The 23,028-nt window shown below is 41.5% G+C and carries 21 protein-coding genes and 1 pseudogene; 16 read left to right on the top strand and 6 right to left on the bottom strand.

The annotated features are described in order from the left end of the window. The first annotated feature begins 113 nt into the window (after positions 1-113). The 5 genes from ACEN9X_RS06115 (at position 114) to ahcY (ending at position 2,653) form a co-directional block, all read left to right on the top strand. On the top strand, positions 114-497 hold the full coding sequence (locus ACEN9X_RS06115) for a bactofilin family protein (protein WP_413669553.1): 384 nt from the start codon (positions 114-116) through the stop codon (positions 495-497). A 38-nt stretch (positions 498-535) separates the two neighbouring features. After that, entirely contained in the window at positions 536-769 is a 234-nt protein-coding gene (locus tag ACEN9X_RS06110; protein ID WP_413669552.1) for a UPF0175 family protein, read from the top strand. Further along, the gene (locus tag ACEN9X_RS06105) at positions 762-1,097 is read left to right on the top strand and encodes a hypothetical protein (RefSeq protein ID WP_413669551.1); all 336 of its coding nucleotides are present in this window, start codon (positions 762-764) and stop codon (positions 1,095-1,097) included. The genes ACEN9X_RS06110 and ACEN9X_RS06105 overlap by 8 nt, the downstream gene beginning before the upstream one ends. Continuing rightward, entirely contained in the window at positions 1,094-1,150 is a 57-nt protein-coding gene (locus ACEN9X_RS06100; RefSeq protein ID WP_413671115.1) for a hypothetical protein, read from the top strand. Before ACEN9X_RS06105 ends, ACEN9X_RS06100 begins: the two co-directional genes overlap by 4 nt. 186 nt (positions 1,151-1,336) lie before the next feature. Next, entirely contained in the window at positions 1,337-2,653 is a 1,317-nt protein-coding gene (gene ahcY, locus ACEN9X_RS06095; protein WP_413669550.1) for an adenosylhomocysteinase, read from the top strand. Between the two features lie 162 nt (positions 2,654-2,815). On the opposite strand, the gene ACEN9X_RS06090 is transcribed toward ahcY, so the two are convergent. Then, positions 2,816-4,822: an NACHT domain-containing protein gene (locus ACEN9X_RS06090; protein ID WP_413669549.1), complete on the bottom strand. Its 2,007-nt coding sequence runs from the start codon at positions 4,820-4,822 to the stop codon at positions 2,816-2,818. Between the two features lie 110 nt (positions 4,823-4,932). On the opposite strand from ACEN9X_RS06090, the pseudogene ACEN9X_RS06085 reads away from it, so the two are divergent. Beyond that, positions 4,933-5,034 (top strand): annotated as a pseudogene (locus ACEN9X_RS06085) (adenosylhomocysteinase); the annotation flags it as partial. A 480-nt stretch (positions 5,035-5,514) separates the two neighbouring features. Continuing rightward, positions 5,515-6,111 carry a hypothetical protein gene (locus tag ACEN9X_RS06080; protein WP_413669548.1) on the top strand — a complete coding sequence of 199 codons (597 nt, stop codon included), beginning with the start codon at positions 5,515-5,517 and terminating at the stop codon, positions 6,109-6,111. An 83-nt stretch (positions 6,112-6,194) separates the two neighbouring features. Here ACEN9X_RS06080 and ACEN9X_RS06075 read toward each other — a convergent pair whose 3' ends face one another. Together ACEN9X_RS06075 and ACEN9X_RS06070 are read right to left on the bottom strand one after the other, a co-directional pair. Continuing rightward, positions 6,195-7,193, bottom strand: a complete 999-nt coding sequence (locus tag ACEN9X_RS06075; protein WP_413669547.1) for a polysaccharide deacetylase — start codon at positions 7,191-7,193, stop codon at positions 6,195-6,197. After that, a complete protein-coding gene (locus ACEN9X_RS06070; RefSeq protein ID WP_413669546.1) occupies positions 7,174-7,614 on the bottom strand; it encodes a hypothetical protein in 441 nt (146 codons plus the stop codon). The genes ACEN9X_RS06075 and ACEN9X_RS06070 overlap by 20 nt, the downstream gene beginning before the upstream one ends. A 158-nt stretch (positions 7,615-7,772) precedes the next feature. Between ACEN9X_RS06070 and ACEN9X_RS06065 the strand changes: the two genes are divergently transcribed. Further along, positions 7,773-8,495, top strand: a complete 723-nt coding sequence (locus tag ACEN9X_RS06065) for a pyridoxine 5'-phosphate synthase (protein ID WP_413669545.1) — start codon at positions 7,773-7,775, stop codon at positions 8,493-8,495. Here the strand turns inward: ACEN9X_RS06065 and ACEN9X_RS06060 are convergent. Further along, positions 8,485-10,845 carry a gliding motility-associated C-terminal domain-containing protein gene (locus ACEN9X_RS06060; protein ID WP_413669544.1) on the bottom strand — a complete coding sequence of 787 codons (2,361 nt, stop codon included), beginning with the start codon at positions 10,843-10,845 and terminating at the stop codon, positions 8,485-8,487. The two genes, ACEN9X_RS06065 and ACEN9X_RS06060, sit on opposite strands and share 11 nt — an antisense overlap. A gap of 210 nt (positions 10,846-11,055) precedes the next feature. Between ACEN9X_RS06060 and gcvP the strand changes: the two genes are divergently transcribed. The 3 genes from gcvP to ACEN9X_RS06045 all read left to right on the top strand — a co-directional run bounded on the left by gcvP (position 11,056) and on the right by ACEN9X_RS06045 (position 15,102). Further along, complete coding sequence (gene gcvP / locus ACEN9X_RS06055) at positions 11,056-13,947, top strand: aminomethyl-transferring glycine dehydrogenase (protein WP_413669543.1); 2,892 nt, start codon at positions 11,056-11,058, stop codon at positions 13,945-13,947. Positions 13,948-14,139: 192 nt separating this feature from the next. Next, complete coding sequence (locus ACEN9X_RS06050; RefSeq protein ID WP_413669542.1) at positions 14,140-14,481, top strand: antibiotic biosynthesis monooxygenase family protein; 342 nt, start codon at positions 14,140-14,142, stop codon at positions 14,479-14,481. A gap of 201 nt (positions 14,482-14,682) precedes the next feature. Beyond that, positions 14,683-15,102: a response regulator gene (locus ACEN9X_RS06045; protein WP_091220449.1), complete on the top strand. Its 420-nt coding sequence runs from the start codon at positions 14,683-14,685 to the stop codon at positions 15,100-15,102. Here the strand turns inward: ACEN9X_RS06045 and ACEN9X_RS06040 are convergent. Further along, the gene (locus ACEN9X_RS06040; protein WP_413669541.1) at positions 15,099-15,872 is read right to left on the bottom strand and encodes an MBL fold metallo-hydrolase; all 774 of its coding nucleotides are present in this window, start codon (positions 15,870-15,872) and stop codon (positions 15,099-15,101) included. The genes ACEN9X_RS06045 and ACEN9X_RS06040 overlap by 4 nt on opposite strands. Before the next feature lie 83 nt (positions 15,873-15,955). On the opposite strand from ACEN9X_RS06040, the gene recJ reads away from it, so the two are divergent. The 3 genes from recJ to ACEN9X_RS06025 all read left to right on the top strand — a co-directional run bounded on the left by recJ (position 15,956) and on the right by ACEN9X_RS06025 (position 20,105). Continuing rightward, positions 15,956-17,659, top strand: a complete 1,704-nt coding sequence (gene recJ / locus ACEN9X_RS06035) for a single-stranded-DNA-specific exonuclease RecJ (protein WP_413669540.1) — start codon at positions 15,956-15,958, stop codon at positions 17,657-17,659. A 153-nt stretch (positions 17,660-17,812) separates the two neighbouring features. Next, positions 17,813-18,553, top strand: a complete 741-nt coding sequence (lptB, locus tag ACEN9X_RS06030) for an LPS export ABC transporter ATP-binding protein (protein ID WP_413669539.1) — start codon at positions 17,813-17,815, stop codon at positions 18,551-18,553. A gap of 7 nt (positions 18,554-18,560) precedes the next feature. Beyond that, entirely contained in the window at positions 18,561-20,105 is a 1,545-nt protein-coding gene (locus ACEN9X_RS06025; protein ID WP_413669538.1) for a GH3 auxin-responsive promoter family protein, read from the top strand. 178 nt (positions 20,106-20,283) lie between these two features. Here ACEN9X_RS06025 and folP read toward each other — a convergent pair whose 3' ends face one another. Then, positions 20,284-21,135, bottom strand: coding sequence for a dihydropteroate synthase (gene folP / locus ACEN9X_RS06020; RefSeq protein WP_413671114.1), 852 nt, complete (start codon positions 21,133-21,135; stop codon positions 20,284-20,286). Positions 21,136-21,303: 168 nt separating this feature from the next. Here folP and ACEN9X_RS06015 point away from each other — a divergent pair, with 168 nt between their 5' ends. Both ACEN9X_RS06015 and ACEN9X_RS06010 read left to right on the top strand, forming a co-directional pair. Next, entirely contained in the window at positions 21,304-21,795 is a 492-nt protein-coding gene (locus ACEN9X_RS06015) for a DUF1599 domain-containing protein (RefSeq protein ID WP_413669537.1), read from the top strand. 66 nt (positions 21,796-21,861) lie between these two features. Next, on the top strand, positions 21,862-23,028 hold the full coding sequence (locus ACEN9X_RS06010; RefSeq protein WP_413669536.1) for a BT_3928 family protein: 1,167 nt from the start codon (positions 21,862-21,864) through the stop codon (positions 23,026-23,028).

The raw sequence follows: 23,028 nt of genomic DNA, 5'->3' as shown, positions 1-23,028 counted from the left end.
GTCGGAAGTCTTAAGTCGTTAGTCGAAAACTCTGTTGGCAGATTATTTGCAACCAGGCGATTAACAGTATTTGACTTAAGGCTTATCACTTTAAACTTAAGACTTAGAAAAACATGGCTATTTTTTCAAAAAAAGACAAGGTTGCGCTTGATCTGCAGGCAATTTCAACCCTTATTAGTGCAGGCAGTATACTTGACGGCCACCTGAAAGCCCCTGCTTTTGCACGCATTGACGGATTGGTTAACGGTGATGTCACGGTTGATGAAGGCCTGATCCTTGGCGAAAAAGGAGAGGTTAGGGGTAACATCAATACCAAAGAGATATTTGTTTACGGTACGGTGAGGGGTGATATCAACACCGCATCGCTTGAAATAAAAGCTACCGGCCGTGTTACCGGCGACATTAAAACCCAGAATCTGGCCGTTGAAAACGGCGGGGTATATAATGGCAACCTCACTATGCAACAGGCGGAGGCTCAAAAGCAGTTGCAGGCGTAAGGCTTATTTTAAGTTAAAAGTCGTATCTTTATTTTATTATGACTACGATGACTTTAAATGTACCGGATGCGCTTGAAAAAGAGCATGATGAAACTGTGCGTTTTCTTGCCGCAAAGTTATATGAAGCGGGTAAATTATCATTGGGGCAGGCTGCCGAAATGTGTGGACTGTCTAAAGTTGATTTTCCGGCAGTATTAGCTGAGTTTAATGTAAACTATATACAATACAGCTACGATGATATATTGGCAGATATAGCCCGGATCAATGGTTGAATATGCTGTTATTACCGATGCCAGCTGTTTGATTTTGTTAGATAATATTCAAGCACTCCACATTCTTCAATCCGTTTACAATCATATCTTAACTACGCCGCAAGTCGCTGCTGAGTTTAAAAAATCTCTGCCCGAATGGATTCAGGTAATGCCGGTAAAAAACAGTCAATTAATAGATACTTACAGTTTGCAAGTTGATTTAGGTGAAGCAAGTGCTATAGCTTTAGCTCAGGAGCTTCCTGATGCGTTACTTATCGTAGATGATTTTAAAGGCAGGCGTCTCGCCGCCCACTTAATATTAAATTCACAGGCACCCTGGGTGTTTTGATCGCGGCTAAACAGCAAAATAAAATTCCTTCGCTAAGGCCATATTTGAATTGATTAAGTCGACTAATTTTCGAATTGATCCATTATTGTTAGAACAGATATTGAAAGATTTAGAAAATTAATACCTGTTTGGCTTTTTTTGTTACCGGTTAATTTATTGGTATCCTCAAGCACCCAAACCAAACATTTCATTTTCACGAGGATATAAGTTAACTTTGCACTCTCAAAAATAAAATCGATATGTCATCAGTAGAAACTGCATTCGTTAAATACAAAGTAAAAGATCTGTCGCTGGCAGAGTGGGGCCGTAAGGAAATTGAACTGGCTGAGGCTGAGATGCCTGGCCTGATGGCTTTGCGTAAAGAGTACGGTCCGAGCCAGCCGCTTAAAGGTGCAAGGATTGCCGGCTGCTTACACATGACCATCCAAACCGCTGTTTTAATTGAAACGCTGATTGCACTTGGTGCCGAAGTTACCTGGTCGTCATGTAATATATTCTCAACCCAGGATCACGCTGCTGCTGCTATTGCTGCTGCAGGTATTTCTGTTTATGCCTGGAAAGGTATGAATGCCGAAGAGTTTGACTGGTGCATTGAGCAAACTTTATTTTTTGGCGAAGAACGCCAGCCACTTAACATGATCCTTGATGATGGTGGCGATTTAACCAACATGGTACTGGATAAATATCCTGAGCTGGTTGCTGCTATCAAAGGTTTATCTGAAGAAACTACTACCGGTGTACACCGTTTATATGAGCGCATGAAAGCAGGTACCCTGCCAATGCCGGCAATTAACGTTAACGATTCGGTTACCAAATCGAAATTTGATAACAAATACGGTTGCCGCGAATCATTAGTTGATGCTATCCGTCGTGCTACCGACGTAATGATGGCCGGTAAAGTAGCCGTTGTTTGTGGTTATGGTGACGTGGGTAAAGGATCTGCCGATTCATTACGCAACTCAGGTGTACGTGTTATTGTTACCGAAATTGACCCGATTTGTGCTTTGCAAGCTGCAATGGAAGGTTTTGAAGTTAAAAAACTAAGCACTGCTATCACTGAAGCTGATATCGTAGTTACTGCTACAGGTAACAAAAACATTGTACGTGAGCAACACTTCCGTGCATTGAAAGATAAAGCTATCGTTTGTAACATCGGTCACTTTGACAATGAGATTGACATGGCCTGGTTAAACGGTGCTTATGGCAATACCAAAGTGGAGATTAAACCACAGGTTGATAAATATACTATCGAAGGTAAAGACGTTATTGTATTAGCCGAAGGTCGTTTGGTTAACTTAGGTTGCGCAACCGGCCATCCTAGCTTCGTAATGAGTAACTCGTTCACCAACCAAACTTTAGCACAATTGGAGCTTTGGACAAACGGTGCTGCTTACGAAAACAAAGTTTACACCCTGCCAAAACACCTTGATGAAAAAGTAGCCCGCTTACACCTTGCTAAAATTGGTGTTGAGTTGGAAGTACTTGACCAGGATCAGGCCGAGTACATTGGCGTAACTGTTGAAGGTCCGTTTAAACCGGAGTACTACAGGTACTAAATTAGGTTAAAGGATAAAGGCGAAAGCCGAAAGGTTTTTTGCTTTGACAATATGAGAGGCATGGTTTTAAAAATCATGCCTTTTTTATTGCTATATCGGTGTTTGGGATGTGTTGTAATTATTTGAAATCAATTTTTTTTGAACCTTTACCATATCATTCGATTATAGGCCGCTAAGCAAAGATTCTGTGTTACTTTGAGAGGTTGTTTCCTGTTCAATCAGTTTAATCATTTCTTTCGCTTTAATATAAGATAACTCAGTTTCAAAAATGACAGCGTCGATTAAAATTTTATTTATCAAGTTTAAATTATCAAGAATCAAAGTGTTTTTTAGGATAGAGTCATCATCTATTACTAAATAGCCCCTATCAATCAATAAACGAAATTTGGTTAATAAAGGGTATTCGATACGCAAGCTGTCTTTGCTGTATTTTCGATATTTCAATATTTCACTTTTCTTTGAGCGAAGAATTAAAAGTATATTTAATCTGCGATTATCTACAGCTTGTAAGGACGCTATTTCTAACTCTTTATGATTTGCTGTATCAGATAGGAGCCTATGTGCGATTTGCACGCCATTGTTATTCTTCGCATGTTTTTTCATAAACGAGTGAGCAGGCTCGTCTTCAAACTGCCAATCATCTCCTACATATAAAATCTGTCCTGAAGTGGAAAATGTGCATTCATTGAAGGTAATTAACTCGTCTTCAATTACATCACTTCTTATTGCCTGTAATTTTTCTTGACGAGATATTAACTCCTTTAACAAAGGGAATATTATTATGTCCCTAAATGATTTATAATCAATATCATAGTATATATCTAAAACATTATAGTAGGTATCCGTATCCCTATTTTGAGATATCTTTTCCAAGATTTTTGTTTGCATCTGCTTCGAATCAAGGTAAATAAACTGAGCAGCAAAATATTCTTGTAACGATTTATGAGACCATCTATAATAGATACCATCCTTAGTGAAAAGAGGAACGGTGCTTATTACATCTTTTAGGAAATCAGATTCTTTAAATTTTAACCCGCTACAAAAATCTAAACTTTTCGAAATTAGATTTAACAGTTCGTCCTTGCTAAATTCGATTTTTTGAACTTGCAAACAAGAATATCCAATAAATCGAAGTACTCGGTGGAAGTCGTCTATATCTAATTTGCTGTATTTATCATGCATGTATGAATCTCCTTTGGTTAAATCATGGGATTCAAAATTTGCGTCATATACTTGTCTATAAAATAAATGTTTCTTAAAAGGAATGACTTGTTTATATTCAAAAGCTGTAAAAAGTAATGATACAAGAAGAGGGTTTACTAAGAATTCTTCAATATTTCTAAATTCGGTCTCCTTTAATTTTTTAATTAAAAGCGTAGAAATTTTTCCATTTTTATCATAATTTTTTAAGAGCTTATATGCCTCGTTTTTATTTAAGGGTTCGATAGAGAATTGTTGAAATTCGCCAAATCCAGACAGCGCGCTTTCTGGTCTTGAAGTCATAAAGAATCTGTTTCCGTTGGCTTTTGAAGTGAATTGTTGTAAGTCTTGAGCAACTTTATCTCTATCTGATAGGGGGATTTCGTCGAATCCGTCTAAGAAAAAAATAAAATCGCCCTGCGTAAGAAGTTCGAGAAGCAGCTTTTCATCAAATAGCTTATTAATAGAGCTGAGTTGCTCATGTAATTCTTTGAGAATGGTTTTGTCTTTATTTAGACGTCTCAATTCAATAATAATGGGAATGCCAATTGAGTTATCAATAACGTCTAAAAGGATTCTTTTAACCAATGTCGATTTTCCCATGCCCGCGGTATCTGTAATTAGCACTTTTTTATATTTGATTGCTAATTGAATGGGGAAGCCATCTATTTTATATTTTTTTTTTCTTTCTTTTTCGGATACTTCTTTAATAGTAAGAGGTATAAAAAGATCTTTTAATAGTTTTTCTGAGTTACTAAAGACCAAGGTGTTTATCACAGAGTATTTAGTATATGTCCTTTCAAAATATTCTGTTAAATATTTTTCAATTCCAATAATGTTTTTCTTGTATTCTAAGGATAATTCATCTTTAACCTTTTCAAGTTTTTTTGATAAAAATGTATCGACAAAAAGCTTTATAATGGGAGCTGAAGCTGTTATTATATCTTTGGTTGCAAGGTTATCTGCCATGATAATATTTTAGGTATTTTAAATGTAATATTAATTTGGACTTTATTCTGTAGGTGATTGAATTTTTTCGATTTATATATGATAGAGTGTTATAAAATAGATTATACCTTGCTAAAATTGGTGTTGAGCTGGGAGTACTTGACCAGGATCAGGCTGAATACATTGGCGTAACTGTTGAAGGTCCGTTTAAATCGGAGTACTACTGTTATTAATTTTTTAAGGTTAAAGGCGAAAGCTGAAAGGTTTTTTGCTGTTGGAGATAAAAAAGCATGGTCGCAAAACCATGCCTTTTTTACTTTTATTAACAGTCAATAGTGTAAGCGTTGTATGACGGGAATAGTGATGGACATTTGCGCTCTATTTAATGCAAAAAAGCTAAATACAGGTTTTTAAAGGAAAGCCCTTTTAGTGCAAAAAATATTCTTTTCGTAACAAATAACTGAGAAATCCGTATCAGTAGATGTGATATGATATAAATGAGATAAATGTAACAAATGTGATACATTTTACTAAAATTCATATTATATTTACAATTCAATAACGGGTATCTACACCCGGATTTGTGATAAGGTTTAGGTTTAAAGCCCCATGCAGCGAGTGCTATGGGGCTTTTATTTTATCCTTTGCTCTTAACTTTTTTAACAAATAGCCTGATCCCTTTATCTTAACTTTAATCACAAATCTAAACTGCCATGCGTATTAAATTGCTATTTATCTGCTTGTTGTTCATTTTATTAAAATGTACCTGTTATAGCCAGGAAACTGCGCCTGCATATACTTTGCTTAAACCCGAAAACTGGCATACCGAAACATTTGCGCTTCCTCCGCAATTTGCGGCTACCTTGCCCGTTAAAGGTACCGAGGATATTCGCTTTTCGCCCGACTGGGCAAAAAAGAGATCGGAAGGTTACTGGACTTATGCTTTTTTATGGATAATTAACCCCAAGGCCGTTTTTACCAAAACTCAACTTGAAAAATACATGTGCGATTATTATACGGGCCTGATAAAGGCCAATTTAAAAGGAGCAAAAATTGATACCGCAATAGCTGCACCTGTAAAAGTAAAACTTCAAAATACCCAAGCAGCTGAGAGGGATATTCAGACTTTTGAAGGCAAAGCAGAGATGACCGATTATATGACACAGGATCCGCTTATCCTTAACTTCCGGATCCACGTTAAAAAAGCGAAATCTGGCAGTAATGTTACTGCTGTTTATTTTGAGGCATCACCGCAACCTTACGATCATAAAGTTTGGGTGCAGCTGGATGAGCTTGATAAGAGTTTATGATATGGAAAAAAGACTTACGAAGTTTTGAAAAACTTCGTAAGTCTGCGGATTTGAAACTGCCAACTGCAAACCGCCAACTGAACTCAGGGCGTTTCGCTAAACTCTTCATCCACACTTTCGCGCAGATCATATAACAACCATTGCTTACCGGCTATTGATCGTGTTTTTGATTGCAGCAGTTTAATAAAATCATTAACGCCTACAGGTTCGTTGCCGTTACCATGTATCAATACAATGCTGCCATTTTGAGGCTGCTGGCCTTTAGCAAGCCAGGCATCGGTACCTACAGGTATAAGCCCGAAATTGGTGATCTGGTAAACCAACTGCTGGTCGGATACCAGGCCCGGAAAGCGGAAAAATACAGAAGGCAACAAGCCGTTATGCAACATTGCCTGTTCCGTTTCCAGCACTTCGTAATTGATATCAGTGCCGGGCTCTAACAAAAAGTTTTCTTTAAGCGGGGCTTTAAGGCTTACCCTGTGATTGAAGGAATGGTTAATCCAGGTGATGTAGATTTCGCGGTTGGCCTGCATTTGTTTAAGCCAGGTCAGGTCTTGCGGGTGCTGGCGCATCCAGATGCCGGTTACCGAAAGTGCGATAGGTACAGGGCGCTCCACCTTTTTAAATTCGGTGAAAATATCAGTGAAAATGCGCTTATCCAGCGGGCGGTGCGAGGGGCACAGGTCGGCGGTAAGGCTGATGCCTGTTTGTTTGGGGATCCCGCTTTCAATCCCTGCATCCTGAATATTGATCGACTGTTTTTCGGCTTTACTGAGCGCTTTTTGATAGGGCGTACTTTTAAAAAACTCACGCGCCTGCTCCACCGTCATAGGTTTGATCTGGTAAAAACTGCTTTCATTTATTTTAGTTTCCAGCGTTTGCGGGTTCACCATTAGCAGGTAATTACGGCCCTCGTTATCAAAGCGGCGAAGGATCATCCAATCCTGAGGATAATTATGAGCCCATCCGTAGTACACTTTATAGTTTTCTATTTTACGGTAGATAGTTTGCGCAAAAGCGTCGCGACAAAAGGGTAGCAGAATAAAAAACGATAGAAATATTCTAAGAAATTGTTTGTTCATGGACGTTTGTTTTCCAGTTTTTGCCGGTAAGTATACTACTTGCAACTAATATCAACATAAAAATGGTTATCGGAATAAACATGTAATTATCAAAATGCGGATGCCTGGTTATTTCAGCAGATGGAGATTGGTGACCTAAAGCCGAAAGCGGCGGGTATATCGTCCAGCCACCTGTAGCGTTTGTACCCAGTGTTTGCTCCAAAAGCAAAATCACCCGGTATATCCTTATCAGCATAATAATCAGCAAAAAGTCGCTTGTTATTAAAACGATATTGACTATTTTGTTTTTATAACGTTTAACAATAGCACGGATAAAATAGATCAGCGTAGTCAAAATGGAAAAAGTCCCCAGTACCAGGAGTTGAAAGGGGGATGCTGACATCACAAAATAAGTATCGTGCAGGTTTATATCAAGTGTCATATTGCCGTATATCGTCCCTAACAAAACAGGCCAACAAAAAAGGCCAGTATATATATGGCAATTAGCACACATAACTCGATAATAATTTGTTTAGGCTTCATGACCTAAAGTTAAATATATCGGGCATTTTATCTAAATGATATCTAACTTTGAAATATATGACCCGTCTATCTGTCAATATCAACAAAATAGCCACGCTGCGTAATTCGCGCGGTGGTAATAATCCCGACCTGATCCAGGTTGCTAAAGATTGTGAACGTTTTGGTGCGCAGGGAATAACAGTGCACCCGCGACCAGATGAGCGCCACATCCGTTATAACGATGTATTTGAGCTCAAGAAAATTGTTACTACCGAGTTCAATATAGAAGGCAATTGCCAGGAGCAAAAATTTATCGATTTGGTGCTGGCCAATAAGCCCGAGCAGGTTACCCTGGTGCCCGATGTGTTGGGGCAGATCACTTCAAATCATGGCTGGGATACTATCACCAACTATCATTATTTAAAAGATATGATAGCTGTGTTTAAAGAAGCCGGCATCCGTGTATCTATTTTTGTTGACCCTATTCCTGCAATGGTTGAAGGAGCTGCCAAAACCGGTACCGATCGTGTAGAGCTTTATACTGAAGGTTATGCTACTCATTTTCCGCAGGGAAAAGAACTCGCCATTGCTCCGTATATTGAGGCTGCAAAAGCCGCGCAACAGGCAGGATTGGGCCTTAACGCCGGTCATGACCTGGATTTACATAACCTGAAATATTTTGCCGAAAATATACCTGGCCTGCTCGAAGTAAGCATTGGTCATGCACTGGTAAGCGATGCCTTGTACTATGGTTTGGAAAATACCATCCAAATGTACCTGAGGCAATTAACTAACGGATAATACTTAAGCTGCCTGATAATAAGCCACAACCTGAGCTTAGATTAATGATATAATAATAGCTGCCCGAGGGTAATGGCCTGCCATTATAAGCGCCATTGAACGGGTGGCTATATCCTATTGAGCTAAAAATGTTTTTTCCATAGCGATTAAATATTTTTACGGTTGCTGATGGATAATTTTCCATGCCTGCTATTTGCCAATAATCGTTTATACCGTCATTATTGGGGGTAATTACATTGGCAATATTGAGGCTTGAAAGGCCTACGCTCACATCAACCTTTGTGCGGGTGCTTTCACAGGCGTTACTAAAACGGCTTATAAAATAGCTTCGGTTGGCGGTAACATTTACTTTAAACTTACCATTAGGTTCCTCATCAAGCGGAGTAGTACTGCTTTCACTATCATAAAGCCTGTAGGTTGATGTTGCTACCGGATTATTTACAGGTATTATCGTCTCTCCCGGCCCACATAACTGAAAGCTACTGATCACCGGCGGATCGAGAACAAGCTCCTGGTTAAGCAGGGTAACATGGTAGGGTACAGCGCAACCATCCGGATCTATGGTAAGGGTATATGTTCCGCCGGCAAGCCCGTCGATATCCAGTGTATTGCGTATTATCTCCCCCGCTTCATTTGTCCACCTTAATGGTGGTGTAGTACCGTTGGTATTAATTAGTTTTAAGTTACTGATGCTCCCGTTGGCTGCATCGCAGGAAGCATTTACTTTTTGAAGCCCTGTATCATCAATGCCGGGATTTGAACTGGTTAAGGTTATGAGAATAGATTTTGCAAAGCAATTTCCATTATAGCATTTGGCGTAATAAGTACCAATGCCAACACCATCCAGTTTAGGGCCGCCGGATTGTACCAATTGGTCCTGATCGTTATACCAGTCAACCCCGATAACATTCTTTAAGTTTTGCAGGGTAATTGATCCGTTATTTTTGAAGCAGGTTGGATTAACTTTGATATAATCGGCGGCTGATGTTGAAATCACCGGCTGCGTATATTCAGACGAGCTGTTATTAAGCGTAGCATTGGCCACCAGTTTTTTATTATGCAGATCGCCGGTAAACTTCCAGTTGCCCGCCGCGTCAGCAGTAATTGTAGTAAGGTATTGTACCGGGTTGCAAACATTACAATCAGTATTATCATTATAAATATAAACCGCTGCTCCGGGCGATGCTGTCCCTGAAAATTCGGAGGCGCTATTTACAAGCACATTAATATTAGGGATGGCTGTGCCACTTGATATAAGGTATGGCGTTGTATTACATGAGATGCTGTTTTTAGCTATAGTAATATTGGTTGATTCGACCGCGTAAAATGCACCGCCGTCATTACTGAAAATGTTGATATCATTATCGTTATCATCGCCTATAAAAGCATTGTCACATTTAAATAGCGACATGCCCGAATTACCAGGTATATTGCTTTGTTTATTACGCAGAAAGGAAAAGCCGTTAACTGATACAAACTGGAACGTGGTAGCACAGAAATCATTGTCGGTTACCTGCGTGTTGCTTCCCTGAAAGTGTAAAAGAATTGAAGCTACTCCGCGGTTATCCTGGCCGTTCACATCAAGAGAAAGCGAGTTGTTGATAAATTTATTATCAATCCCGTTCAGGGCTATCGCGGTGGCAAAAAAGTTTCTTTCTTTCAAAGCAGGACCGCCAACCGTCGAATTATCGGCAGTGATATCAAGTGCATACCCTAATTCAACTACATTTGTTCCTGATTCATCATAACCAATAAAGTTTGATTGGATAAGGATATTATTATTATTCTTTGAGTCGGTTAGCGAGTTGGTACCGCAATAAACACCATAGATGTTATCACAAAAAACATTTCCTTTATCCGGTGCGCCTACGGTAATATTGGTACAATCATAAGCCGATATAGCAGTGAAAAGCAGGTTGCCGTTAAAGTTTGTGAGTTTGCTGCTGTAACCTTTTATGCATAAGCCATAGATCTCCACATTGGTAACTTCGGTCATCAACAAGGCAGCTGCCTTTGTCCCCGGAAAAGTATAACTGATATCCGGTACGATATAAACCCTGGCATCACTTCTGCCGAGTTTGGGTGTAGGCTGCGTGCTGCCGTCGATAATTAAATTTGAAGTAACCTCGGGGAACTGGGTGAAAAGTGTTATGATCACGCCGGCCGACAAATTAAAATTAATAACATCCTGCTGAACTGTACCGTTAGCTGCTGCTTCGGTAAGAGCATCACGCAATGTGCCCGGTCCGGTATCGGCATTACTTGTAACCGTAAACACAGTTGCCTCTGCATTTATATAAATGCAGAGCAAAAGTAAAGTAAGCCACAATAGTTTGTAACCTGTGATCATTGGTTGCCGGGAAGTTAACAATCAGGGTGTAATTGGTTATGTTGCCCGATAGCAATTTACGATTTTGCCCCGGATTTAAATAAAGGTTATACTAACCAAATTGATTTACATTTTTTCCCTGTAAATGCATTGTCAATATCATATTACCTCATTGTTACTCAATTTGTAAAATCGTACCTTTGCGGTAAATTTAAGAGGGACGATTAATTCATGAAGTTGAATACAACCTATCAGGAGCAGTTTCAGTCGAGGCACATTGCTCCAAGTGCGGCCGACACGGCCAAAATGTTAAAAACCATCGGTGTAAGTACGCTTGATGAATTAATAGGGCAAACAATACCGCAAAAGATCAGGCTTACCAAACCGCTTAACCTGCCCGCAGCAAAAAGCGAGTTCGATTACCTGAACACCCTAAAGCAAACTGCTTCAAAAAACAAAGTTTTCAAGTCGTTCATTGGTAAAGGTTACTATGATGTAATTGTACCGGGTGTTATTCAGCGTAACATTCTTGAAAATCCGGGATGGTATACGCAGTATACTCCGTACCAGGCCGAAATTGCACAGGGCCGTTTGCAGGCTTTGTTAAATTTCCAAACCATGGTTATTGACCTTACAGGCATGGAAATTGCGAATGCTTCATTGCTTGACGAAGGTACAGCTGCTGCCGAAGCTATGTTTATGCAATACACCTTGCGTAAAAATAACAATGCCAACGTATTCTTCGTTTCGGAAGAAGTGTTTCCCCAAACTATTGATATCTTAAAAACCCGCTCAGAGCCTTATGGCATTGAGCTAAGAATAGGCGATCACCGTACCGTTGAATTAACCGACGATATGTTCGGCGCCATTGTACAATACCCTGCCGGTGACGGCGCGGTTTATAACTATGCCGACTTTGCAGCTAAAGGTCACGAAAAAGGTATTAAACTTACCGTTGTTGCCGATATCATGAGCCTTGCCCTGTTAACGCCTCCGGGCGAATGGGGGGCCGACATTGTTGTTGGCTCGTCACAGCGTTTCGGCGTACCAATGGGCTTTGGTGGCCCGCATGCTGCATTCTTTGCAACTAAAGAAGAATATAAACGTTCTATCCCTGGCCGTATCATTGGTGTTACTATCGACAGCGCTAATAACTATGCGCTGCGTATGGCGCTTCAAACCCGCGAGCAGCACATCCGCCGCGATAAAGCAACTTCAAATATTTGTACCGCGCAGGCACTATTGGCTATCATGGCTGGTATGTACGCCGTATATCATGGTCCGGATGGTATTAAGTTAATTGCCGAAAGGATTCACGGATTAGCTGTATTATTAGCTAAAACTTTAGGGCAGCTGGGTTACGAACAGCTTAACGAATCATATTTCGATACCGTTAAATTTGATGTAGCCCATTTGGCAGGCCCAATTCACTCAGAGGCTTTAAACAACGAAATGAACCTGAACTATGAAGGTTCAATAGTTACTATCTCTGTCGATGAAACAACTTCGGTTGAAGATATCAAAACAATCGTAAGGTTCTTTGCCAAAGTAAAAGGCAAAACCCTTAATGATGTTGATTTTGACGGCATTAATGCCGGTCTTGAAACTGCTATCCCTACAGAGCTTCAGCGTACTTCGGCTTACTTAACACATAGCTTGTTCAATACCCACCGGTCTGAACATGAGATGCTGCGTTATATCAAATCATTAGAGGCAAAAGACCTTTCTTTATGTCATTCAATGATAGCTTTAGGTTCATGTACCATGAAGCTGAACGCTACTACCGAAATGGTGCCTGTTACCTGGGCCGAGTTCAGCAAAATTCACCCATTTGCCCCAACCGACCAGGTTGGCGGTTATATGCAGTTGTTTGATGAGATCAATAACTGGTTAAGCGAAATTACCGGTTTTGCAGCCATGAGCCTGCAGCCAAACGCCGGTGCACAGGGCGAATATGCCGGTTTAATGGTTATCCGCGCTTATCATTTGGATAGGGGTGACGCTCATCGTAATATTGCTTTGATCCCTTCATCTGCGCACGGTACCAACCCTGCGTCAGCAGCAATGGCCGGCATGAAGATAGTAGTGGTTAAATGTGATGACAATGGTAACATCGACGTTGCCGATATGCGCGCTAAAGCCGAGCAATACAAAAATGAGCTTTCATGTTTGATGGTTACTTACCCGTCAACACATGGCGTGTTTGAAGAAAGCATTATCGAAATCTGCGAAATTATCCATGAAAACGGCGGCCAGGTTTATATGGACGGTGCTAATATGAATGCACAGGTAGGTTTAACAAGCCCGGCCAATATCGGTGCCGATGTTTGTCACCTTAACCTGCATAAAACTTTCTGTATCCCGCACGGTGGTGGTGGCCCCGGTATGGGCCCGATCGGTGTTGCAAAACATTTGGTTCCTTATCTGCCTGGTCATGCTGTGGTTGATATCGACAGGGGCAAATCAATTCATGCTGTTTCGGCAGCGCCGTGGGGCTCGGCTTCTATCCTGATCATTTCACATGCTTACATAGCTATGATGGGTGCCGAAGGTTTAACTAATGCAACCCGTTATGCTATCCTGAATGCCAATTACATCAAAACAAGATTAAAGGAGCATTATCCGGTGTTATACACAGGTGCTAACGGTCGTTGTGCACACGAAATGATATTGGATTGCCGCTCATTTAAATCGGCAGGCATTGAGGTAACTGATATCGCCAAGCGTTTAATGGACTACGGGTTCCATGCGCCAACTGTGTCGTTCCCGGTTGCGGGTACTGTAATGGTTGAGCCAACCGAATCGGAGCCTAAGCATGAGCTCGACCGTTTCTGCGATGCCATGATCTCTATCCGCCATGAAATTGCTGATGTAGTTGATGGTTTATCCGATAAAACAAACAATCCGTTAAAAAATGCGCCTCATACAGTAGCTGTAATTACCGGCAACGAATGGGAGCATCCTTATACCCGTCAAAAAGCGGCATTCCCGCTGCCTTATGTAGCTGCCAATAAATTCTGGCCTTCAGTAGGCAGGGTGAATGACACTTACGGCGACAGAACGCTGATTTGCTCATGCCCTCCGTTAGAAGAGTATGAGTTTGAAGAAAGTGTGATAGAATAAGTTTTAAAATGTGCAGATTATAGATGTGCAAATGTGCAGGTGATGATAATTGCCTGCACATTTTTTTTCTTCGCAGTCTGAAAACTGTTACGCGACCTCTTTTGTTTATTTTTATATCTGAAATCTGGTACGTTAATAATTTGCATATTTCGTCTCGTTAATCTATTGTCTCACCTTTAATAATTTGCACATTTGGAATCTGCACATCTAAAATCAGAGGAGCTTATCGCCCCAACTCCTCAACCTCCTTATTATGCGGTGATATTTACCTCTGTACGCACCCCGGGAGATGATGGCTATGGTGATATGGCTGTAGAAATGGAGGCGCTTGCAAAGGAGCAGGAAGGCTTTTTGGGTGTTGAGTCGGCCCGTAACAATGTCGGAATAACGGTGTCTTATTGGCAATCGGAAGAAGCGATCAGGAATTGGAAAGCTAATGCCCGCCACCTGTTTGCCCAGCAACGGGGCCGCGATAAATGGTACCAGGCCTATAAAGTACGTATTTGCAGGGTTGAGCGTGATTATACTTTTTAAAATATAATATTCAACGGTTAGTTTTTACATGGAGTTTCCTGTATGCTGATCTTTATTTAATTTCCTGATTAAAATAAATATCCTCTGTTATGGTTATTTAATTAAGTGTCGCGGGGATATTATTTATAGATTTACAACTAAAGGGAATATAACTTTTTAAATCAAGGCCTCGTATAAAGATACAGCGCTTAAATTATAGATATGAATATTAACAATAAAGCCATTAGTGTATTACTGGTTGATGACGACGAGATAAATAACTTCATCTCCATAAAACTGATAAAGAAAGCTTTACTTAATACTGAAATTATGGCCTGCCTGAACGGAAAGTATGCTATTGAGCAACTTTCTGATATTCAGCGTAAAGATCCTAATAAACTGCCCGATTATATTTTACTTGATATTAATATGCCCATTATGAATGGCTGGGAATTTTTGGATGAGTATAAGCGCCTCAACCTCGACCCACTGGGCAAAAGCAAGATCTACATTATTTCATCATCGGTTTTCAGCAACGATATTAACAAGGCACGTTCATATCCGCTGGTGAAAGATTTTATTTCAAAGCCCCTTAATGTTGAAAAAATAAAAGAATTATTTGAGGTTCCTACCGAACATTAATAAACCGGTTTAACTTTAAAATGATCGCCTTCTGTTTCTACCGTTCCAATGGCAAATGACTTGGAATGGTAAAACAGGCATTTCCAGCCTTCGGCAGCGGCCTTTTTACCATACTCTTCGCGCAGCATCATAGCTTTACGGCCATCCATATCGTATTTGGCTATGAATTTTCTTAGTAACTGTTCCGGTTCAGGAAGCTCATCGCCGCCAAAGAATACCTTTTCGCCTTCCATATCAAACCAAAATACCTGGTGTGCAGGGCAGTGACCGCCCGAGTGTTCATACCTGATACCCGGTTTAAACTCACCATTACCTTCAATAAAAGTGATTTTAGCGCTGGCCTGTAAAGCTTCAAATATTTCAACATGATATGATGAGCCCTTGCCACTTATGCCAAATTCCCATTCCTGTTTATTGATTACATGCTCGGCCTGCGGAAAGCTGGGCACTAATTTGCCGTTACGCTCAACTACCAAACCGCCCGAATGGTCATAATGCAGGTGCGACATCATTACCAGCGTAACATCATCCGGATCGAAGCCTGCTTTGCGAATGTTCTGGTGCAACATCAGTTCATCGCGGGTATCTTTAAAGCCAAGACCGGTATCTAATACTATCAAATCGGTTTTTGTTTTGATGAGGAAGGGGTTAACGTGGATGAACAACGAAGCCGGACGATCTTTGGGGTTATCAGTTTCCGGGTTGAACGGGATAAATTTCTTGGTTGCATCAACCGAATAAGAGCCTTCACCTAAAGCAAAAAATTCCATAGTAAACGTAGTATCAGATTTTGAATGTAACTTTGGCTCTTTAACAGAGCATAAGTATATTTACTGTTTCAAGCTGCAAAGATATGAATAAACGTTGGGCGCTAAAGGATAATACAAACCATGATGATGTAATAAAATTAGCCGCCGAACTTAATATCGATACCGTTTTAAGCACTATGCTTGTGCAGCGCGGTATCACCACCTTTGAAGATGCCCGCTATTTTTTCAGGCCCGATTACCGGCACCTGCATGATCCGTTCCTGATGAAGGATATGGAAAAAGCTATCCTTCGTATTGAGCAGGCCATGGTGGCTGGCGAAAAGATCATGATTTATGGTGATTATGATGTGGATGGCACTACTGCTGTTGCGTTAACTTACAGTTTCTTCAAGAAGCTTTATGATAATATAGATTATTATATCCCGGATCGTTACAAGGAAGGTTATGGCATTTCAACCCAGGGGATTGATTATGCTGCCGAGCATGGTATTACCCTGATCATAGCGCTTGACTGTGGTATTAAATCAATTGATAAAATTGACTATGCCAATGAAAGAAATATCGATTTTATTATTTGTGACCACCATTTACCGGGGGCATCTATTCCGAATGCGGTAGCGGTGCTTGACCCTAAACGCGAAGATTGCGAATATCCCTATAAAGAATTGTCCGGCTGTGGTATTGGTTTCAAGCTGATCCAGGCCTACGCCGAAAAGAATAATATCCCGGTTGAAGAAGTAAATTGTTATCTCGACCTGGTGGTGATCAGCATCTCTTGCGATATCGTTCATATCACCGGCGAAAACAGGGTACTGGCACATTTCGGTTTGCAAAAAATCAATACTGATCCGTGTATCGGTGTTAAGGCATTAATGGAAATAGCCGGCCGTACCGGAACGTATACCATATCGGATTTAGTGTTTTCGCTTGGTCCGCGCATTAATGCAGCCGGCAGGATAGATGATGCCAAACACGCTGTTGAACTGCTGATAGCTACAGATAAGGATGTTGCCAAAGAAAAAAGCGCCATGATCAACGTGCGTAATACCGAGCGAAAAGGGCATGATCTTAACATTACCGATGAAGCGCTTGGCATGATAGAAAGTGACGAGGTCCTGATTGCCCGTAAATCAACCGTGGTGTTTAATGAAGACTGGCACAAGGGCGTTATCGGCATCGTGGCTTCGCGCCTTACTGAAAAGTATTACCGTCCAACCATTGTGCTTACCCGCTCGAACGGGCATGTGGCCGGTTCGGCACGTTCTGTTTTGGGGTACGACTTGTACGAGGCGCTTTGCGGTTGTAAAGACTTGTTGATCCAGTTTGGAGGGCACAAGTACGCTGCCGGTTTGACTATGGAACCCGAAAACCTCGAGGCATTTATTGAAAGGTTTGAGGAAGTGGTAAGCTCAACTATAAAACCCGAACAATTGATACAGCAAATACAAATTGACGCCGAATTACGTTTAAGCCAGATAGAACCAAAATTTTTCAGGATCTTGAATCAGTTTGCACCTTTCGGCCCCGAAAATATGGCGCCTGTTTTCATAAGTAAAAATGTGTATGTTAGTGGTAACGCCGGCCTGGTTGGCGGCTCGCATATAAAAATGAGCGTAATGCAAGAGGGATCGGCAGCGTTTGATTGCATAGCCTTTAATCACGGGCAATACCTGGAGCAATTGCGGCCCGGTGTTCCGTTTGAAATGTGCTATTCAATAGAGGAAAACGTTTGGCGCGAAAGAAGAACGATTCAGTTAAATGTGAAGGGGATACGATTTAGTGATTAGAGGTTAGTGATTGGAGATTAGTCTGGTTCATAGTTGATAGATCATGGTTCATAGCCGGCAGGTCCTAATCAACGAAATCATCGAAATCAAAAAAATCAACGGTTAAATATCAGGGTAATCCATGAATCCCATAAATCATGGTTCAGACAAATAATGATACTAAGAGCAGATAATTTAGTTAAAAAATACAAGCAGCGTACCGTCGTTAACGATGTATCGTTTGATGTGGCGCAGGGCGAGATTGTTGGTTTGCTTGGTCCTAATGGTGCCGGTAAAACAACCTCATTTTATATGATTGTAGGTTTGATAAAACCTAACGAAGGTACTATACACCTGGATAATGAAAATATTACGCAGGACCCGATGTACCGTCGCGCACAAAAAGGCATAGGTTACCTGGCACAGGAAGCATCGGTGTTCAGGAAGCTTTCGGTTGAGGATAATATCAAGGCAGTGCTTGAAATGGGCGATATGTCTAAAGAAAAGCAAAGAGATAAGCTGGAAGAGTTGATTGATGAATTCAGCTTACATAAGGTACGCAAAAACCGGGGCGACCTGCTATCGGGTGGTGAACGGCGTCGTACAGAAATTGCCCGTGCTTTGGCTGCAGAACCTAACTTTATCCTGCTTGATGAGCCCTTTGCAGGTGTTGACCCTATTGCGGTTGAAGAAATTCAGGCTATGGTGGTTAAATTGCGTACCCGCAACATCGGCATCCTGATTACCGACCACAATGTGCAGGAAACATTGTCAATTACTGACCGTGCCTACCTGCTTTTTGAAGGTAAAATATTAGAATCGGGCTTCCCCGAGGTATTGGCTGAGAATGAAATGGTGAGGAAAGTGTATCTTGGGTCGAACTTTGTGCTTAAACGAAAGGTTTTTCCTCAATAACAACCCTATGACCCTCTTTAACTCCGTATTTACCTGGTTCATGAAAAAGCGTATCCACCAGATAGAGCTTTTTATGAAATACCCGAATGAAGTGCAGGAAGAATGGTTTGAACAACTGGTTTCAGTTGCCGAGAATACAGAGTGGGGCAAAAAACATCATTATAAAAGTATCGAGAACCTGGGCCAGTTTAAGGAGCGGGTCCCTATACAAAACTACGATACTTTAAAGCCCTTTATTGAGCGGATGCTCAAGGGCGAAAAAAATGTGCTGTGGCCTTCGGAGATCCGCTGGTTTGCCAAATCATCGGGCACCACCAGCGACAGGAGCAAGTTTATCCCGGTAAGCGAGGAAGCGCTTGAAGAATGCCACTTTAAAGGCGGCAAAGATTTGCTTACCATTTATTTTAATAACCAGCCTAACCCTCGTATGTTTACGGGGAAGATACTTACGCTTGGCGGCAGCCACCAGATCAGTCAGCTAAGTCAGGATACTTCATTCGGTGATCTTTCGGCGGTGATCATGAAAAATCTGCCTTACTGGGCCGAGTTTCATCGCACACCGCATTTGGATATCGCTTTACTCGAAAATTTTGAGGAAAAGATAGAAAAGATAGCCCACGCTACCAAGGATGTGAACGTTACCAGTATCAGTGGCGTACCCACCTGGAACCTGGTATTGTTTAAACGCATCCTGGAGATAACCGGCAAAAAGAACTTATTGGAAGTTTGGCCTAACCTGGAAATGTACTTTCATGGCGCGGTAAACTTTACACCTTACCGCGAGCAGTTTAAAAAACTGATTCCGAACGAGGATATGTATTACCTCGAAAACTATAATGCATCCGAAGGCTTTTTTGGTATACAGGATACCAAAGAGCCCGGCGATATGCTGCTGATGCTGGACTACGGTATTTTTTATGAGTTTTTACCACTTGAAAACCTGCATGACGAAAATCCTGCAACGCTAACGCTTGATGAGGTTGAGTTGAATAAAAACTACGCGCTTATCATTTCAACCAACGCCGGTTTATGGAGGTACATGATAGGGGATACCATTAAGTTTTCATCGCTTTCGCCATTCAGGATCCAGATCACCGGCAGGACAAAACATTTTATTAATGCCTTTGGCGAGGAGGTGATCATTGATAATGCCGAGCGTGCACTGGAAGAGGCATGTACGCAAACGGGTGCTGTGATCAGGGAATATACTGCTGCGCCCGTCTATTTTAACGGCGATGACTGCGGTGCTCATGAATGGATAATTGAGTTTGAAAAGAGACCAGCCGAGTTTGAACGTTTTGTTGACCTGCTGGATGAAACCCTGCGCCGTATCAATTCAGATTATGACGCCAAACGTTTCAAAGACCTTGCCCTGCGCCGCCCGATAGTTCGTCGCGCACCTGATGGCACCTTCTTTAACTGGATGCGGGAAAAGGGAAAGTTGGGAGGTCAGCATAAAGTACCAAGGCTGGCAAATGACCGGGAGTACGTTGATGGTATTTTGAAGATGATGGAGCTGGTAGGGGTTCAGAGGCAGGACTACAAGAATTAAGAAGCGAGAAAGATACCAAGCAATGTCATTTCGATGGAGCGAGCGGGGAATGAGCGCAGGGGCGAAAGAGAAATCTTATACGCCCGGCAAAACGAATTTGCACAGCCCGGTTTACAGGGCGTATAAGATTTCTCCTCGTTCCTCGTCGAAATGACAAGGTTTTTTGTTTACTCGAAACTTAATGGCAAGCCTCCCAAATCTTCACAGCCTCCACAGCCTCTTTCACATCATGCACCCTTAAAATATTCGCCCCTTTCATGAGCGCAATGGTATTCAAAACAGTAGTACCATTCAAAGCTTCGGCAGCAGTATTGCCCAACAAACCATAGATCATCCTTTTACGGGAGATGCCGGCAAGTATAGGCAAACCCAGCAGATCAAACTCATCCATGCGGCTCATCAGCTCATAGCTGTGTTCCGATTTTTTAGCAAAGCCGAAGCCGGGATCAAGGATCACATCATGTACGCCAAGCCGTTTTAATTCGCTGTATTTTGATACAAAATAATCAAACACTTCGCTGAAAATATCGTCATATTCGGCCAATTGGTTCATGGTTTGCGGGGTGCCTTTCATGTGCATCAGGATATAAGGCACATTTAAGCGGGCAGCCGTACTAAACATATCAGCATCAAGTGTACCGCCCGAAATATCGTTGATGATATGTGCGCCGCCTTTAATAGCAGCTTCGGCAACACCGGCGCGAAAAGTATCTATCGACATAATAGCTTCCGGGAATTGCGCGGCAATGGCTTCAACAGCAGGCAATAGCCTGTCTGTTTCTTCCTGTGCCGAAATATCAACAGCTCCGGGGCGCGACGAATATGCGCCGATATCCAGAAATGTTGCACCATCGGTCAGCATTTTTTGTGCCTGAAGCAGGGCTTCCTCAACGCCGGGTTTACGGCTATCTGCAAAAAATGAATCGGGGGTAATATTGATGATGCCCATCACCCTGGTCGATGAAAGATCTAACAATCGGCCACCTGTATTGATAGTAACTTTTTTACGGAAAAATGTATCTTTTACCACGGTTAGTTGGGTGTTGTAAAGTTTGAATGTGGTAAAGTTAATTAACTTTGTAAGCACGGGCTTCACAACCCTGCAACATTTAAACTTTACAACATTCAAACACATCATCTTTTGACTAATACAGCAGCAGAATACGAAGGCGTAATTAATATATGTAAAGGCCTTTTCATGAAAAAGACCCGCGATTATGGTACCGCATGGCGCATCCTCCGTCCGCAATCCATTACCGATCAGATTTTTATTAAAGCTCAACGTATCCGCACCCTCGAAGAAAAAAAAATATCTAAAGTGGGTGACGATATTACCGGCGAATACATTGGCATTGTTAACTATTGTGTAATAGCCATGATGCAGCTGGAATGCGGCCCGGAGATGTCGACCGAACTTAATCCTGACCATGTAAGCGAAATGTTTGATGAAAAGGTGAACGAGACCAAAGAGCTGATGTTTGCCAAAAACCACGATTACGGCGAAGCCTGGCGCGATATGAGGATCAGTTCATTGACTGATCTGATATTAATGAAACTGCTGCGTGTAAAACAGATAGAAGATAATCAGGGCCTTACCGAAGCATCAGAAGGCGTGAAAGCCAATTATCAGGACATGCTGAACTATGCCGTTTTTGCGTTGATTAAGCTCAATGTTCATCATAGTAAATAAAACGCTTTATTAATTATAAAATTTAAGTCCATCTGCCGGTTGGCGGAGGAGATTTAGAGGGGGCTTATGAAAAATACATCATCGAATAGTGCCGTTATATGGATTCCCCGCTTATTGGTGGGCTTACTGTTTATATTTTCGGGAGCGATCAAAGCTAATGACCCGCTTGGTTTTTCGTACAAGCTGGTTGAGTATTTTGAGGTATTTCATATCACATTCCTAAACGGCCTGGCGCTTACCATGGCTATAGTGCTGTGCGCGCTTGAAATGTTGTTAGGCTTTGCATTGCTTATCGGTGCAAGGGCTGTCAAAGTTGCCTGGGGATTATTATTGCTGATCATTTTTTTTGGCTTCTTAACCTTTTATTCGGCTTTTTTTAAAGTGGTGCAAACCTGTGGTTGCTTTGGCGATGCTATTCCGCTAACACCATGGCAGTCGTTCATTAAGGATATGGTATTGCTGGCTTTGGTGCTGATATTGTTTGTTAAGCGTAAGCAGATCGCTCCTTTGTTCAACGCAAAGGTTGGCGATAAATGGTTAATCTGTGCTGCAATTGTTTCGATAGGATTTGGTGTGTACACCTATAACTTTTCGCCGGTTATTGATTTTCTGCCGTACAAAATAGGCGCTAACCTGCCCGATGAAATGAAAATTCCGCCGGGTGCCCCGCTTGATGAATTTGAGTTGACCTATCACCTTAAAAATAAAAAGACAGGCGCCACCAAGGTGATGAATGATAAAGAATATCTTAAATCCAATATTTGGAAAGATGCCGACTGGGAAGTTGTCGGCGATCCGGAAAATCGCCTGGTGAAAAAAGGATATGAGCCCAAAATCCGTGACCTGGCTATCCAGGATGCGCAACGGAACGATTATACCAAGGAGTTGCTTTCAAGCCCTTTTTATAGCCTGTTCATTGTTGCTTATGATTTGAGCGAAACAGACAAGGATGCTATTAATCGCTTAAACGCATTGGCCATTAATCTTACCGATAATTATAATATTCGTACCATACTGCTTACCTCAAATTCAGCTGCTGATGCCAAGGCGTTTGCAAAAGAGCATAAATTGATCAGCGAGATTTTTTATGCTGATGGTGTTCCGCTGAAATCAATGGTGCGTTCTAACCCGGGAGTTTTGCTGATGAAGAATGGTACCGTGGTTAACAAATGGCATTATCATTCGGTACCTAAGTATGAGGACATCGTAAAACAATATTTGCAGAAACAATAA

This window comes from Mucilaginibacter sp. Mucisp86, from assembly GCF_047324315.1.
In the GTDB taxonomy this organism is placed as follows: Bacteria; Bacteroidota; Bacteroidia; order Sphingobacteriales; family Sphingobacteriaceae; genus Mucilaginibacter.
This window is presented reverse-complemented; position numbering and strand designations above follow the sequence as displayed.

What these genes read in the sequence shown, in the direction of transcription:
- ACEN9X_RS06115 (WP_413669553.1), top strand. Translation starts at nt 114, where the DNA reads ATGGCTATTTTTTCAAAAAAAGACAAGGTTGCGCTTGATCTGCAGGCA.
- ACEN9X_RS06110 (WP_413669552.1), top strand. Translation starts at nt 536, where the DNA reads ATGACTACGATGACTTTAAATGTACCGGATGCGCTTGAAAAAGAGCAT.
- ACEN9X_RS06105 (WP_413669551.1), top strand. Translation starts at nt 762, where the DNA reads ATGGTTGAATATGCTGTTATTACCGATGCCAGCTGTTTGATTTTGTTA.
- ahcY (WP_413669550.1), top strand. Translation starts at nt 1,337, where the DNA reads ATGTCATCAGTAGAAACTGCATTCGTTAAATACAAAGTAAAAGATCTG.
- ACEN9X_RS06090 (WP_413669549.1), bottom strand. Translation starts at nt 4,822, where the DNA reads ATGGCAGATAACCTTGCAACCAAAGATATAATAACAGCTTCAGCTCCC.
- ACEN9X_RS06080 (WP_413669548.1), top strand. Translation starts at nt 5,515, where the DNA reads ATGCGTATTAAATTGCTATTTATCTGCTTGTTGTTCATTTTATTAAAA.
- ACEN9X_RS06075 (WP_413669547.1), bottom strand. Translation starts at nt 7,193, where the DNA reads ATGAACAAACAATTTCTTAGAATATTTCTATCGTTTTTTATTCTGCTA.
- ACEN9X_RS06070 (WP_413669546.1), bottom strand. Translation starts at nt 7,614, where the DNA reads ATGACACTTGATATAAACCTGCACGATACTTATTTTGTGATGTCAGCA.
- ACEN9X_RS06065 (WP_413669545.1), top strand. Translation starts at nt 7,773, where the DNA reads ATGACCCGTCTATCTGTCAATATCAACAAAATAGCCACGCTGCGTAAT.
- ACEN9X_RS06060 (WP_413669544.1), bottom strand. Translation starts at nt 10,845, where the DNA reads ATGATCACAGGTTACAAACTATTGTGGCTTACTTTACTTTTGCTCTGC.
- gcvP (WP_413669543.1), top strand. Translation starts at nt 11,056, where the DNA reads ATGAAGTTGAATACAACCTATCAGGAGCAGTTTCAGTCGAGGCACATT.
- ACEN9X_RS06045 (WP_091220449.1), top strand. Translation starts at nt 14,683, where the DNA reads ATGAATATTAACAATAAAGCCATTAGTGTATTACTGGTTGATGACGAC.
- ACEN9X_RS06040 (WP_413669541.1), bottom strand. Translation starts at nt 15,872, where the DNA reads ATGGAATTTTTTGCTTTAGGTGAAGGCTCTTATTCGGTTGATGCAACC.
- recJ (WP_413669540.1), top strand. Translation starts at nt 15,956, where the DNA reads ATGAATAAACGTTGGGCGCTAAAGGATAATACAAACCATGATGATGTA.
- lptB (WP_413669539.1), top strand. Translation starts at nt 17,813, where the DNA reads ATGATACTAAGAGCAGATAATTTAGTTAAAAAATACAAGCAGCGTACC.
- ACEN9X_RS06025 (WP_413669538.1), top strand. Translation starts at nt 18,561, where the DNA reads ATGACCCTCTTTAACTCCGTATTTACCTGGTTCATGAAAAAGCGTATC.
- ACEN9X_RS06015 (WP_413669537.1), top strand. Translation starts at nt 21,304, where the DNA reads ATGAAAAAGACCCGCGATTATGGTACCGCATGGCGCATCCTCCGTCCG.
- ACEN9X_RS06010 (WP_413669536.1), top strand. Translation starts at nt 21,862, where the DNA reads ATGAAAAATACATCATCGAATAGTGCCGTTATATGGATTCCCCGCTTA.